Source organism: Tissierella sp. QWL-11 (genome assembly GCF_058683765.1).
On record NZ_CM178750.1, the window covers coordinates 189,538 to 203,791 of the forward strand.

At 29.9% G+C, this 14,254-nt stretch carries 11 protein-coding genes and 1 pseudogene; 11 read left to right on the forward strand and 1 reads right to left on the reverse strand.

All coding sequences use genetic code 11. From position 1 onward, the window contains the following. The first annotated feature begins 26 nt into the window (after nt 1–26). The 11 genes and pseudogenes from recF (at nt 27) to AC4PG3_RS01030 (ending at nt 12,379) form a co-directional block, all read left to right on the forward strand. Nucleotides 27–1,145: a DNA replication/repair protein RecF gene (gene recF, locus AC4PG3_RS00980; protein WP_492197223.1), complete on the forward strand. Its 1,119-nt coding sequence runs from the start codon at nt 27–29 to the stop codon at nt 1,143–1,145. After that, entirely contained in the window at nt 1,142–1,405 is a 264-nt protein-coding gene (remB, locus tag AC4PG3_RS00985; RefSeq protein ID WP_492197224.1) for an extracellular matrix regulator RemB, read from the forward strand. Before recF ends, remB begins: the two co-directional genes overlap by 4 nt. A gap of 19 nt (nt 1,406–1,424) precedes the next feature. Further along, nucleotides 1,425–3,329, forward strand: coding sequence for a DNA topoisomerase (ATP-hydrolyzing) subunit B (gyrB, locus tag AC4PG3_RS00990; protein ID WP_492197225.1), 1,905 nt, complete (start codon nt 1,425–1,427; stop codon nt 3,327–3,329). Between the two features lie 10 nt (nt 3,330–3,339). Continuing rightward, the gene (gyrA, locus tag AC4PG3_RS00995; RefSeq protein WP_492197226.1) at nt 3,340–5,772 is read left to right on the forward strand and encodes a DNA gyrase subunit A; all 2,433 of its coding nucleotides are present in this window, start codon (nt 3,340–3,342) and stop codon (nt 5,770–5,772) included. Between the two features lie 137 nt (nt 5,773–5,909). Then, a complete protein-coding gene (locus tag AC4PG3_RS01000; protein WP_492197227.1) occupies nt 5,910–6,239 on the forward strand; it encodes an STAS domain-containing protein in 330 nt (109 codons plus the stop codon). Next, on the forward strand, nt 6,232–6,597 hold the full coding sequence (locus tag AC4PG3_RS01005) for an ATP-binding protein (protein ID WP_492197228.1): 366 nt from the start codon (nt 6,232–6,234) through the stop codon (nt 6,595–6,597). Before AC4PG3_RS01000 ends, AC4PG3_RS01005 begins: the two co-directional genes overlap by 8 nt. Before the next feature lie 13 nt (nt 6,598–6,610). Beyond that, entirely contained in the window at nt 6,611–7,396 is a 786-nt protein-coding gene (locus AC4PG3_RS01010; protein ID WP_492197229.1) for a SigB/SigF/SigG family RNA polymerase sigma factor, read from the forward strand. A gap of 198 nt (nt 7,397–7,594) precedes the next feature. After that, nucleotides 7,595–8,797 (forward strand): trans-sulfuration enzyme family protein, encoded by a 1,203-nt coding sequence (locus AC4PG3_RS01015; protein WP_492197230.1) that lies wholly within the window; start codon nt 7,595–7,597, stop codon nt 8,795–8,797. A gap of 440 nt (nt 8,798–9,237) precedes the next feature. Continuing rightward, nucleotides 9,238–10,593 (forward strand): alanine/glycine:cation symporter family protein, encoded by a 1,356-nt coding sequence (locus AC4PG3_RS01020; protein WP_492197231.1) that lies wholly within the window; start codon nt 9,238–9,240, stop codon nt 10,591–10,593. Between the two features lie 304 nt (nt 10,594–10,897). Continuing rightward, a pseudogene (locus AC4PG3_RS01025) lies at nt 10,898–11,172 on the forward strand (gamma-glutamyl-gamma-aminobutyrate hydrolase family protein). 31 nt (nt 11,173–11,203) lie between these two features. After that, nucleotides 11,204–12,379 (forward strand): M20 metallopeptidase family protein, encoded by a 1,176-nt coding sequence (locus AC4PG3_RS01030; protein ID WP_492197232.1) that lies wholly within the window; start codon nt 11,204–11,206, stop codon nt 12,377–12,379. A 75-nt stretch (nt 12,380–12,454) separates the two neighbouring features. Here AC4PG3_RS01030 and AC4PG3_RS01035 read toward each other — a convergent pair whose 3' ends face one another. Next, nucleotides 12,455–14,113 carry a PucR family transcriptional regulator gene (locus AC4PG3_RS01035; protein ID WP_492197233.1) on the reverse strand — a complete coding sequence of 553 codons (1,659 nt, stop codon included), beginning with the start codon at nt 14,111–14,113 and terminating at the stop codon, nt 12,455–12,457. Nucleotides 14,114–14,254: the final 141 nt, after the last annotated feature.

Genomic DNA, 14,254 nt, shown 5'->3' on the forward strand with positions numbered 1-14,254 from the left:
ATCTATTGCCTTGAGGAGGATAATTTTTGAATGTATTGGATTTAAGGCTTATAAATTATAGAAATTATAAAAATATATATGTAAAATTAAATAAAAATATAAATATATTCATAGGAAGAAATGCCCAAGGCAAAACAAATCTCCTAGAGGCTATATATACACTTGCTACTGCTAAATCCTTTAAGACAAATAAGGATAGGGAAGTAATCTATTTTTCTAAGGATGAAGCTTACATAGGCTCTAATGTTTTACTTGGAGATTATGAGAAATTTATAGAAATTAAAATGGACAAGATTAAACCTAAGAGAATTAGGATTAATAAGACAGAATTAAAAAATCAGAGGGAGCTATCTTATGGTTTAAATGTGGTCATATTTTCTCCAGATGATTTGAAAATTATAAAAGATGGGCCAAATGAAAGAAGAAAGTTTCTAGACCAAGCCATATCTCAAATAAAGCCTGTGTATAGTTATAATTTAAATAAATATAAAAAGCTTTTATTTCAGAGAAACAATATATTAAAGGCAAGTAAATTTCAAAAAAATATAGAAGAACTTTTAAATATATTTGATATTCAAATATCTAAAATAGGTACTACTATAGCATTAGATAGACAAAATTATCTTTTAAATTTAAATGAAATAGCTGCTAATATTCACAGAGATATAACTAAGGGTAAGGAAAATCTAAAAATAGTTTACAATACAAATTTAGAAATACTAGATGATAGACTAGAGATGGAAAAGGCATACTTTCAATTAATTAAAAAGAATCTTAAATTAGATATAAAATATGGAACTACAGGGATAGGCCCTCACAGAGATGATATAGAATTTTTTATAGATAAAAGAGATGTAAAGACTTATGGTTCCCAGGGACAACAAAGAACCACTATATTGTCTGCTATGTTATCACAATTAGAAATAATAAAAAAAGATCGAGGTCTATATCCTATACTTCTTTTAGATGATGTATTTTCAGAATTAGATGATGATAGAAAATTGTATTTAACTAAATTATTTTCAAATATACAGACATTTATTACAACTACAAATCTAGAAGATTTGAAGTCTGTGGAAAAGTTAAAAAAATCAATTTTTTATATAGATGATGGTAAAATTACTTTAAAGGATGAAAAGCTATGATATTGCACATAGGAAATAATATTTCTATTCTTAAAAATAATATATTGGCAATAATTGACTATAAGACAATAGAACAATCAGATATTAATAGAGCTTTAATACAAAGATTGATAGAAGATGGGAAACTTATAAATAAAATAGATGAAAACACAAAATCCTATATTATAACTATTGAAGATAAAAAAAGATCAAAAAAAACACTTAAATTATACACATCTAATATCTCTTCTAACACCCTATTAAATAGAAAAATGCTATAGATATGAATGGAGGAACAAAATGGAAAATAATAACAGACATTATACAGCCGATGAAATCCAAGTACTTACAGGACTTGAACCTGTAAGAAAAAGACCAGGTATGTATATAGGTAGTACAGGTCCTAAGGGACTTCATCATTTAGTATATGAAGTAGTAGATAATAGTATAGACGAGGCTCTAGCAGGTATTTGTGATACTATAACTGTAAATATCTATAAAGATAATTCAGTATCAGTAACAGATAATGGTAGTGGTATCCCTGTAGAGACCCATCCACAAACTGGTAAATCAACTGTAGAGACGGTTTTGACTATACTACATGCAGGTGGTAAGTTTAATAATTCTGCATATAAAGTATCTGGAGGACTGCATGGAGTAGGTGTATCCGTAGTAAATGCACTTTCAGAATGGTTAGTAGTGAAGGTAAGAAGAAACAATAAAGAGTATATGCAAAAATTTGAAAGAGGAGAAACAACTTCAGATTTAAAAACTATTGGTAATAGTACAGGAACAGGTACAACTATCCATTTTAGACCTGATGAAACTATCTTTGAAACTATAAACTTTAGCTTTGAAACTCTAGAAAATAGATTTAGAGAAATGGCTTTTTTAAATAAAGGGATCAAAATAATTTTAAAAGATGAAAGAAAAGATTTAGAAAAGGAATTTTATTATGAGGGCGGAATTAAGTCCTTTGTAGAATATATAAATAAAAATAAAAATCCAATTCAAAATGACGTAATGTATTTTGAACAAGAAAAAGATGGAACTCTTGTAGAGCTTGCAATACAGTATACAGATGGGTATTCAGAAAATATATTTACATTTGCAAACAATATAAATACTCCTGAAGGAGGAAGTCATTTATCAGGACTTCGTAGTGCACTTACCCGTGTGATCAACGATTATGGTAGAAGAAATTCTCTTTTAAAAGAAAAGGATGAAAATCTTTCAGGTGATGATGTAAGAGAAGGAATTACAGCTATACTATCTGTTAAGTTACCAGAACCTCAATTTGAAGGGCAAACTAAGTCTAAATTGGGAAATAGTGAGACAAGGGGTATAGTAGAGAGCTTGACATCTGAATTTTTGAATAATTACCTAGAAGAAAATCCAAAACAGGCCAAAACTATATTGAGTAAGGGGATTAATTCTCAAAGAGCCAGACAAGCAGCTAGAAAAGCCCGTGAATTAACTAGAAAGAGAAGTATATTTGACAATACTAGTTTGCCAGGTAAGCTTGCAGACTGTCAAGATAGTGATTTAGAGACAACTGAAATATATATAGTAGAGGGAGATTCTGCCGGTGGAAGTGCAAAGCAAGGTAGAGATAGAAAATTCCAAGCTATTTTGCCTTTAAAGGGAAAGATAATGAATGTAGAAAAGGCAAGGCTTGATAGAATATTAAATTCTGATGAGATAAAAGCATTGATAACTGCTTTTGGTACAGGTATAGGAGAGGAATTTGATATAGAAAAATTAAGATATGGAAAAATAATAATTATGACGGATGCGGACGTAGATGGTGCCCATATAAGGACACTACTCCTAACATTTTTCTATAGATATATGAGAGAATTAATAGATTTGGGACATATATATATAGCACAACCTCCACTATATAAAATAACTAAAAGTAAGAAAGAACATTATGTCTATACCGAAGAACAATTACAAACTCTATTAGATCAAATAGGAAGAAGTAATTATCAAATTCAAAGATATAAGGGTCTAGGAGAGATGAATCCAGAACAGCTTTGGGATACTACAATGGATCCAGAGGGAAGAATTTTATTAAAGGTAAGCACTGAAGATGCAGTTGCTGCAGATGAGATATTTACAACTCTTATGGGTGATAAAGTAGAACCTAGACGTGAATTTATACAAAACAATTCTAAATATGTTAAAAATTTAGATGTGTAGGAGGTAAAAAATGGATATAGAATCAAATAAAGTATTTGATGTAAATATAGAAGATGAAATGAAAAAATCTTATTTAGATTATGCCATGAGTGTAATAGTAAGTAGAGCACTACCAGATGTAAGAGATGGACTAAAGCCAGTTCATAGAAGAATTTTATATGCTATGGATGATTTAAATATGACCCATGATAAACCCTATAGGAAGTCAGCAAGATTAGTAGGGGATGTACTAGGTAAGTATCATCCACATGGGGATAGTTCTGTTTATGAAGCTATGGTAAGACTTGCCCAGGATTTTAGTACAAGGTATTTATTAGTAGATGGCCATGGTAACTTTGGTTCCATAGATGGTGATAGTGCAGCTGCCATGCGTTATACTGAGGCTAGAATGACAAAGCTTTCAAATGAAATGCTAAGGGATATAAAAAAGAAAACTGTTGATTATAAATTAAACTTTGATGAATCCTTAGAAGAGCCTGTGGTTCTTCCAAGTAGATTTCCAAATTTATTAGTAAATGGTTCATCAGGTATAGCAGTTGGTATGGCTACAAACATACCTCCACACAATCTAAGGGAAGTAATAGATGCAGTAGTAACTCTAATAGATAATCCAGATTCAACTATAGAAGATCTAATGGAAGATATAAAGGGACCAGATTTTCCTACGGGAGCTTTTATACTTGGTAAATCAGGGATACAATCTGCCTACAAAACAGGTAGAGGCAGAGTAAAGATGAGAGCAGTAGCAGAAATTGAAGAGCATGGAAAAAATAGAAATAGAATAGTAATCACAGAATTACCATATCAAGTAAATAAAGCTAGACTTATAGAAAAGATTGCCGAGTATGTAAGAGATAAAAAGCTGGAAGGAATATCAGATCTTAGAGATGAATCAGATAGAGATGGTATGAGAATAGTAGTAGAATTAAAAAGAGATGCAAATCCAAATGTAGTATTAAATAGTCTGTATAAACAGACCCAGCTTCAAGCAACCTTTGGAATAATAATGCTTGCACTTGTAGATGGAGAGCCGAAGGTGCTAAACTTAAAACAAGTTTTAACTCATTATATAAATCATCAAAAAGAGATTATAACTAGAAGAACTCAATTTGATTTAAAAAAGGCAGAAGACAGAGCTCATATAGTTGAGGGACTTAGGATTGCCCTAGATCATATAGATGAGGTCATAAGAATTATTAGAGCTTCAGAAAATGATGGTGCAGCTAAGGAAAACTTAATGAATAAATTTGGATTATCAGAAATTCAAGCTCAGGCAATTCTAGATATGAGACTTAGAAGACTTACAAATCTTGAACGAGGAAAATTAGATGAAGAATATGCAGAGCTTATAAAACAGATAAATAAGTTTAGAGAAATTCTTGGCAATGAAAGACTTCTATTCAACATAATAAAAGAAGAGATACTTGAAATAAAGGAAAAATATGGTGATAGAAGAAGAACTAGAATAATTCCAGAAGTTGGGGCAATTGATGTAGCCGATTTGATAGCTGAAGAAGATGTAGTAATTACTTTAACTCGATTTGGATATATAAAGAGAATGCCTCAAGATATATATAAGACTCAAAAAAGAGGTGGAAGAGGAATATTAGGTCTTACTACCCGTGATGAAGACTTTGTAGAAGATTTATTTATAACATCTACCCACGATACTATACTGTTCTTTACCAATAAAGGAAAGGTATTTTCTCTTAAGGCCTATGAAATACCTGAAGGTGGAAGACATGCTAAGGGTACAGCTATAATAAATTTATTAGAATTGTCTCAAGATGAAAAAATATCTTCTATAATTCCTATCAAAGGATATGATTCTGATGAAAATCTATTTTTAATAACTAAAAAGGGAGTAACTAAAAAGACAAAACTAGAACTCTTTGTAAATATTAGAAAAAATGGGATAATAGGTATGGGGCTAAATGAAGATGATGAGCTTATAAGTGTTAGAAAGACAGATGGAAAAAAAGAACTTATAGTAGTAACTAAAAAAGGTATATCCATTAGATTTAGCGAAGAAGATGTAAGAGCTATGGGTAGAAGTGCCATAGGAGTAAAGGCTATAACCCTTGACGATGATGATGAAGTAGTAGCTATGGACTTGGCAGAGGATGATAAGTATCTAGTTGTAATATCTGAATTAGGTTTTGGAAAGAAAACACCTTTAATTGAATATAGAGTACAAAATAGAGGTGGTAAGGGAATAAAAACTTATAATATAAAAGATAAAACTGGCGATTTAGTATCTGCAAAGGTAATAGGAGAAGGGGACGAAATAATGATGATCTCCTTAAAAGGAACTATTATAAGGCTTAGTACAGATGATATATCAACAATGGGAAGAAATACTCAAGGAGTAACTCTTATGAGAATAAATGATGATAGTGATAGAGTAGTAGCAGTAGCAAAATATATAGATAGTGAAATTTAAAATTAAGGGTTTTCCAATATTGGAAAACCCTTAATTTTTTATATCAAAAAAATTATTGTACCTTATTACAGTCTTTACAATACTTATGTTTTGTTATAAGATTAGTGTAGGAAACTATAGTACTAAGGAGGGTTAAGATGTCTTTAAATACACAAATTAGTTTTAATGAAGAGAAAAAACTTTGGATATTCATGCCAAATGGTGATTTAGATATATATACTTCAAAACAATTCAAAGATCAAGTAATAGAATATTTTAATAAAGATAATAATGACATACTAATAGATGGTAAAAACTTAGACTATTTAGATAGTACTGGATTAGGAGCTCTTATAAGTGTTTTAAAAACAGTTAAAGATACAGATTATAAAATTTATCTAGAAAACTTAAAGCCTAATGTGAGAAAGCTTTTTTATATAACAGAATTAGACAAGCTGTTTGTCATAAGAGGTGAAAAAAATGACTAATGATAAATTCCACCTAGATATACCAAATAAATCAGACTATATAAGTATTGCAAGACTTACAGCTTCTGCTATTTGTTCTAATATGAAATTTAGTATAGATGAAATAGATGATATAAAAGTATGTGTAGGGGAAGCTTGCAACAATGTATTGAGTAATAAGAAAATTGAACAAATATATATAGATTTTCAAATGCTTGAAAATAAATTTTTAATAAAGGTAAGAGATGTGTCTGAAAACCCAGTTCAGGATGATTTAAATAGCCATAATATGGAATTAGGATTACTTATCATAAGTTCATTAATGGATGAGGTAGAATTCACCAATGAGGGAATAGAGATGTTTAAATATATTGGATAAAGGATGGTAGTCTATGAAAAGTGAGAACTACTACAATAAAGAAGAACATAAAGAAGAAATGAAAAAACTATTTAAACAATATAAAGAAAACAAAGATAATAAAGCTCGAGAGATTTTGATAGAAAAACATCTTTATATTGCAGAGATATTATCTAAAAAATACTCTAATAGGGGTATTGACTATGATGATATATTTCAAGTTGCCTCTATAGGTCTTATATATGCAGTAGATAGATTTGATGTAGATAAGGGCTTTGAATTTTCAAGTTTTGCAACACCTACTATAATAGGTGAAATAAAAAAACACTTTAGAGATAAAGGATGGACTATAAGAGTCCCAAGGAGAATTCAAGAACTCTCTAAAAAGATAAATAATTCTAAAGTGCATTTAAGCCAAGTGCTTCAAAGATCTCCTACAATAGAAGATATAGCTTTTCATCTAGAGTGCACAGAAGAAGAAGTCCTAGAGGCAATGGAGGCAAGCAAAGTATATACTCCCCAATCTTTAGATGTAAGCTTTGATTCAAATAATGACGACAAAGATATAAATTTATCTGATTTAATAGGAGAGGAAGATTTATACTTTAGTAAAATAGAAAACAATGATTTTATTGTAAAGACAATGGAAACTTTAAATAAAATGGAAAAACAAATTTTAATAGATAGATATTTTAATAGAAAAACTCAAGTAGCTATAGCTGAGAGTTTAGATATATCACAAATGACAGTTTCAAGAATAGAAAAAAGAATACTTGAGAAATTAAGAAGACAAGTGGAAAAGACTATGTATATATCTTAATATTAACAGTTTCTGATAAATTAAATAAAAAAGAGCAAATCAATTTTGATTTGCTCTTTTTTAAATAATGACTAAAAATTAATGTTAAAATTCATACAATTCGTCAGATGATATACATAGGCTTATATATTAGAATTAATATGAAGGGAAATTAACACGGGTAGTTAAATTTACTATATACATGAAAGGGGATTTGAAATGGATTTCAAAGACACAAAATTCAATACAAAAATAATTCACGGGGGACAAGAACACGACCCTATAACAGGTGCTCATGTTAGTCCTATTTATCAAACATCAACGTATGTTTTACCAAATACTGAAGAGGCAATTAGATTAAATCAAAATCAAGATCAAGGATTTACTTATACAAGATTTGGTAGTCCATCTGCAGCAGAATTAGAAAAGAAGATTGCTATATTAGAAAATGCGGAAGCTGGATTGGCAGTAGGCTCAGGTATGGGGGCAATCTCAACAGCTCTGTTAACATTATTAAAAGAAGGAGACCATGTAATAGCAGGAGATGTAATTTATGGTTGTACTTTTGCATTGGTAAGAAATGTTTTAAAAGACTTGGGTATTGAATCTACATTAGTAGATACATCAGATTTAAATCAAGTTAAAGAAGCAATCCAACCAAATACTAAGTGTGTATATGTTGAAACACCAGCAAATCCAACATTGAGAATCAGTGACATAGAAGAAATATCTAAAATAGCTCATGAAAATGGAGCTAAAGTAATTGTAGATAGTACATTTGCTTCACCATATTTACAAAGACCATTGGATTTAGGCGCTGATATAGTAGTTCACAGTGGAACTAAATTCTTGTGCGGTCATGGTACAGTAGTAGCAGGAGTATTGGCTGGAAGTAAAGAATTGATGGATAAAGCTAGGATGCCAATATTACAGACATTTGGTGCAGTATTATCTCCATTTGATGCATGGTTATTGATGCAAGGAATGAAGACTTTAGGAATTAGAATGGAACGCCATTGTGAAAATGCAATGAAAGTTGCTGAATTCTTAGACAATCATCCTCAGATAGAAAAAGTATACTATCCAGGACTTTCAAGTCATCCAAGCCATGAAACAGCTAAAAAGCAAATGACTCGTGGATATGGTGGACTTATGAGTGCTGATATTAAAGGGGGAATAGAAGCAGGTAAAATATTTATGGACAATGTAAAAGTATTTAGCTTAGCAACAAGTTTAGGAAATATAGACTCCCTAGTACAACATTCGCCTACAATGAGTCACTTTGATATGACTAAAGAAGAAAGAGAAGCAGTTGGAATATATGATGGTCAAGTTAGAATATCAGTAGGAGTAGAAGATATAGAAGATTTAATTGCAGATTTAGATCAAGCATTAAAAATAGTAGCAGATAAAGTTAATTAGTAGAAATTAAAAATAAGTCTAAAAGTGGTGCATATATTCTTAATTTATATGCACCACTTTTAGAAAGGAAATTATGTGAATATTAACACAATAAATAAATCTATAATTATAATAATAAATTTTTTTGCTTGTCCCAAAGTCTAATACACATGAAATGATAACAACAATATTATAGATAAAAAGATTTTTTACATATGACTATAAATCAATTTTAAATTCATACAATACATATAATGTTATTAATACTTTAACTTATCAAAATATATGTATTTTTTGGAAATGGTTTTTAATATATGTTTAAAAATTACTATCAAAAGAACCTTCAAGGTTCTCAAATAATAAATTATTGTTGGTAAAATTTGTTATAATATCTAGCGCATTAAAGAGGATTGTTAATTTCTACAGTCCTCTAAAAATATATTATTTAAGGAGGAGTTTAAATGGATTTAATAAAGGCTTTTACAGATTGGATGTGGGGATGGCCTTTAGTAATTATTATTATTGGTGTTTCGATTATTTATTCAATTAAACTTAAATTTTTTCAATTTAGAAGATTTGGACATATAATGAAAAATACGGCGGGTATAATATTTAATAAAGAAGTCGTTGGTGAAGGTACTTTAACGCCAATTCAAGCAGTATCATCAGCATTAGCAGGGACTTTAGGAGTAGGAAATATAGCTGGTGTAGGTGTAGCAATAGCATTTGGAGGACCAGGAGCTGTATTTTGGATGTGGATTGTTGCACTATTTGCAGCAGTGGCAAAATATGCAGAGATTGTTTTAGGAATGAAATATAGAGAAAAAGATCCTGAGACAGGAATTTATCGTGGTGGATTTATGTATATGGTTACAAAAGGATTAGGTGAAAGTTGGAGATGGTTAGCGGTATTTTGGAGTTTCTTATTATTTTTACAGTTCACCATAAGTGGTGCTATACAATCCAACTCAATAGCTGATGTTATTGAGTCATCTTTCGGAATACAACCTATTTTTGTTGGATTAATAGTGGCCGTATTAGCAGGAATGGTAATTATAGGTGGAATTCAGAGGATAGGTAGCTTTGCTGAAAAAGTTGTTCCAATTATGGCTTTATTGTATATTGGTTTTGGTTTAGCTATTATAATTGGTAATATTGGAGAAATTCCATCTGTATTTAAAGAAATTTTTGGTAGTGCATTTACAGGTATGGCACCAACTGGAGGTTTTATAGGAGCTACATTTGCAGTAATGATACGTAATGGATTTGCAAGAGGAGTATATTCAAATGAAGCTGGAATGGGAACCTCACCAATAGCTCATGCTACAGCTACTACGGATCATCCATCAAAGCAGGGAATATGGGGTATTTTTGAAGTGTTCATTGATACTATCGTAGTTTGTACTATAACAGCCCTAATAATATTAGTTACAGGGGCATGGACTAGTGGAGAAGCTGGAGCTAGTTTAACAGCATTAGCTTTTAGAACAGGTTTACCAGGACCAGGCGATTTAGTAGTAACTATTTCTACAACAGTATTTGCATTTACAACCCTTTTGGTAGCACAATATTATGCTGAAACAGGTGGAGTTTATTGTTTTGGTAATAAGATAATAAAACCTTTTAGATATACCTATATATTGGTTTTAATTGGTGGTGCTATTGGAGGATTAGAAACTGTTTGGGGATTATTAGATACTTTTATGGGAATTACAGTGGCAATAAACTTAATAGTAATAACAATTATGAGCAAAGAGGTAATAGAAATAACGGATGATTACTTAACTAATCGGATAAAGTTGAAATCAAGATTATAAAAATATATTATGAAATCTAAATGTAGATGAATTCTTATTTGAGTTTCTGCACTTAGATATTTAGTGGGATATCAATTATAATACCAGTATTTGAAGATTAAAATTATGCTAAAGATATAGTTTGAAAAATTGATGGATTAATCCTAAGTAGTGAAGGAGATATAGATCCTTTGATTTCTAGATAGAGAGCAGATAAAAAAACTAGAAGAATTTCACCTAAGAGAGATAGTAAACAATTGTTATTGTTAGATTATATTTATAAAAATACAAATAAATGGATATTATGCATTTGTAGGAGATTACAATATATGATGATACATTCTTAAGAGAAATAATTGGAAATACAAAAACTTATGTTAATAAGATTCATCACCAAGCAGTAAATAAACTGGATAAGGATTTAAAAGCTATGCAATCTCTGAAGATGGTATAATAGATGCAATAGAATATAAAGATGTAAACGGAAAATTTCTTCTTGCAATTCGATGGCATCCAGAAGTGACATCTATTAAGGATAAAAATTATCAAAGAATTTTTAATTATTTTATTAATTCAGCAAAAATAGTTTTAAATGGTTAAAAAAGGTTTATTTTAGGAGGTATTTATAGTAATGGATATAAAAAAAGAAATAGAGGAACTAAAAACAGAATTAATTGAATTGAGAAGGGATTTTCATAAACATCCTGAATTAGGTTTTCAAGAATTTAGGACATCGGAAGTAGTAGCAAAATATTTATCAGAATGTGGAATAAAGGTAGAAAAAAATGTTGCACAGACTGGAGTTGTAGGATTATTGGAAGGTGTGGAAGATGGACCAACTCTTATGTTAAGATCAGACATGGACGCTTTGCCTGTAGGGGAGGAAAATAATATAGAGTTCAAATCTATTAATGAGGGATTAATGCATGGATGTGGCCATGATGGACATATGGCAATGCTATTAATTGCTGCTAAAATTCTTTCAAAGAAAAGAGAAAAGCTCAAAGGTAATATAAAATTTGTTTTCCAACCAAATGAAGAAGATGCTGGTGCCCAACCTATGATAGATGATGGAGTGTTAGAAAATCCAAAAGTGGATGTTGCTTTGGGGATTCATTTATGGTCTCCTATTGAATCAGGAAAAATAGGAGTAGTATCAGGTCCTTTGATGGCTTCCAGTTATTATTTTAAAATAGTAATTCATGGAAAAGGTGGACATGGTGGATCTCCACATACAGCAATTAATCCTATTAGTTGTGCTAAGGAAATAATGAATGCTACTGAAACTATGGAGACTAAAGAATTGGATGCATTAAAGCCTACTATTATTACATTTTGTAAAATTAATTCAGGAACTTCTCCAATAATTATTCCAGAGAAAACTGTATTGCAAGGATCTTTAAGATGTTTACATGATGGAACTGAAGATGTTCAAAGAAGATTTAGACAAATAATTGATGGTATATGTAAGATCCATAGAACTACTTTTGAATTAGAATTTAAACATGGAAATAGTTTACTTGAAAATGATATTGAGATGACTAAATTAGTAAAGAAAGTAGGAGAAAAGGTTGTAGGCAGGGAAAATATTGTAGATTCAGGTATAAGTGGAATGCTAGGAGAAGATTTTGCAGAATTTTCTTTAAGAGTTCCTAGTGTATTTTATTTTGTGGGAATAGCTGATGAGAAAAAAGGTACAGATTACCCACATCATCATCCTAAATTTAATATTGATGAAGATGCCTTGCCTATTGGTGTTGAAATGCATGTAAGAGGTGCTATACAGTATTTTAAGAGTTTAAAATAAGCTTAATTTAATAATTAGAAAGTCCATATAGGAGAAGTTATTGTATATAACTATTCTATATGGACTTTTTTTATTCTATAATAATAAATTTTTTTGCTTGTCCCAAAGTCTAATACAAAGTTCTAATAAAAATATATCATCTGCATCGTCGATAGATAATTCTGTAATTTCTTCGATTCTCTTTAATCTATAGAGAAGGGATTGCCTGTGTAGGTGTAATTCACGAGCAGTTTGGCTTACATTCTTCATATTTTTTACATATATTTTAAAAGTACTTATTAATTCAAGTTGATTTTGAGAATCGTACTCGGTTAAATCACCTATAATATCTTTGATTATTTCTTGAGCTTCATTTTGATTTGAAATTATAGATAGCAATCTATAGATGCTTGTATTTCTATATATACTTCTAAACCCTGGTTCTTTTTCATTTTGACCAATTTCTAAAGAGATTTTTGCATCCAAGAAGCTTTTCTTAAAGGAATTATAATCTGCCTTTTGTATATCAATACCCCAAGAAATAATAAGCGGTTGATATATTGACTTGATTCTTCTTTCTAAAATATTTAAAAATCTATATATAAAGTTCTCTATATTATTATCTGCTTCTAAAAAAATAATTAAACGCTCTTTTTGGTAAGTTACCATAACTTTGTGATCAATAGTTTGAGCAACTCGTAAGACTTGAGTTTTTACTGTCTTAATGCATTCAAATTTCCATTGTTCATAGGATGAAAATTGTGTTCTATTTAATTCATAAGATTTTTCAAAATTTGATATCATTCCAACGATACAAACATATTTTAAAGATAGATCAAATCCTATGTTTTTAGATTGAGTATAGAATTCTTTTAATTTAGATTTTTCTGCCTGTATAAGGTCCCAGACAAAATTATCTTTGTGATGCATTTCAGTTTCAAAAATAGTTTGCTCTCTGTCAAACCAAAAAGATAAAGGCGATATAATATGTCTTACCACATATGTTTTATTATCTCTTACATAGTCGTCTTCTTTGTTTTTACTTAAAGTCTTTAAATATAAATATCCATGGACTATATTTCGGGTACTGATTTTATATACAGTATATACTTCTTTGAAGTCATAATTAGAAAGTAAACTCAAGCTTTTTTCTGAAGACAAGATACTTAGTGGCGGCTCTAAAATTTCTAACAGTTCATTTGAATCTCTACTTGCACCTTTTATAGTACCCAAAGTGTTAGCTATAATTACTGGATTTCCAAGTTGTTCATATATTAAATTTGCAGCTTCTGTCAAAGTAGATCCATTTAAAAAAAGAGTCAAAAGCTTTTTTTGTAGATCTTCAAATAATTTTAAATTCGAGTACTTGACATTGTTAATTTCTTCTAATACAGATTCTATAATTCCAGCAAATCTTATTTTCCAAGGTATTTCAATGATAGGGAAGTTTATACTGTTTGCATAGTCAATTACATTTTGAGGGGTCTTTTTTATATGTCTTCCAACAGAGACGACTAAAGCAGTGGCCTGTGAATTATAAATATCTTTAACAAAATTCAAAAATACAGAAGAATCTCCCTCACATCCAATACAAGTAGTAAGTACCAATTCATTTTTATGGACAAAATTTTCTACAGGTAGCTCAGTAACAGATATAACTTCTATAACTCTATGTTCTATAGTTGTAGGATTTGTCAGGACTACATAATCTTCAATTATATCTAAGTGTAAAAAGTTCTTGATAGTAAATGACATTAATTCACCTCCTAGTAATATTTATTTAAAAAATTATAAGACTACGATTAAGAAAAATATTCAATTAATTATTTGATAATATTATAGATGATAAAAGAGTTTATGACAATATGACTACAAATTAATTTAAAAATTCATACA

What these genes read in the sequence shown, in the direction of transcription:
- remB (WP_492197224.1), top strand. Translation starts at nt 1,142, where the DNA reads ATGATATTGCACATAGGAAATAATATTTCTATTCTTAAAAATAATATA.
- gyrB (WP_492197225.1), top strand. Translation starts at nt 1,425, where the DNA reads ATGGAAAATAATAACAGACATTATACAGCCGATGAAATCCAAGTACTT.
- gyrA (WP_492197226.1), top strand. Translation starts at nt 3,340, where the DNA reads ATGGATATAGAATCAAATAAAGTATTTGATGTAAATATAGAAGATGAA.
- AC4PG3_RS01000 (WP_492197227.1), top strand. Translation starts at nt 5,910, where the DNA reads ATGTCTTTAAATACACAAATTAGTTTTAATGAAGAGAAAAAACTTTGG.
- AC4PG3_RS01005 (WP_492197228.1), top strand. Translation starts at nt 6,232, where the DNA reads ATGACTAATGATAAATTCCACCTAGATATACCAAATAAATCAGACTAT.
- AC4PG3_RS01010 (WP_492197229.1), top strand. Translation starts at nt 6,611, where the DNA reads ATGAAAAGTGAGAACTACTACAATAAAGAAGAACATAAAGAAGAAATG.
- AC4PG3_RS01015 (WP_492197230.1), top strand. Translation starts at nt 7,595, where the DNA reads ATGGATTTCAAAGACACAAAATTCAATACAAAAATAATTCACGGGGGA.
- AC4PG3_RS01020 (WP_492197231.1), top strand. Translation starts at nt 9,238, where the DNA reads ATGGATTTAATAAAGGCTTTTACAGATTGGATGTGGGGATGGCCTTTA.
- AC4PG3_RS01030 (WP_492197232.1), top strand. Translation starts at nt 11,204, where the DNA reads ATGGATATAAAAAAAGAAATAGAGGAACTAAAAACAGAATTAATTGAA.
- AC4PG3_RS01035 (WP_492197233.1), bottom strand. Translation starts at nt 14,113, where the DNA reads ATGTCATTTACTATCAAGAACTTTTTACACTTAGATATAATTGAAGAT.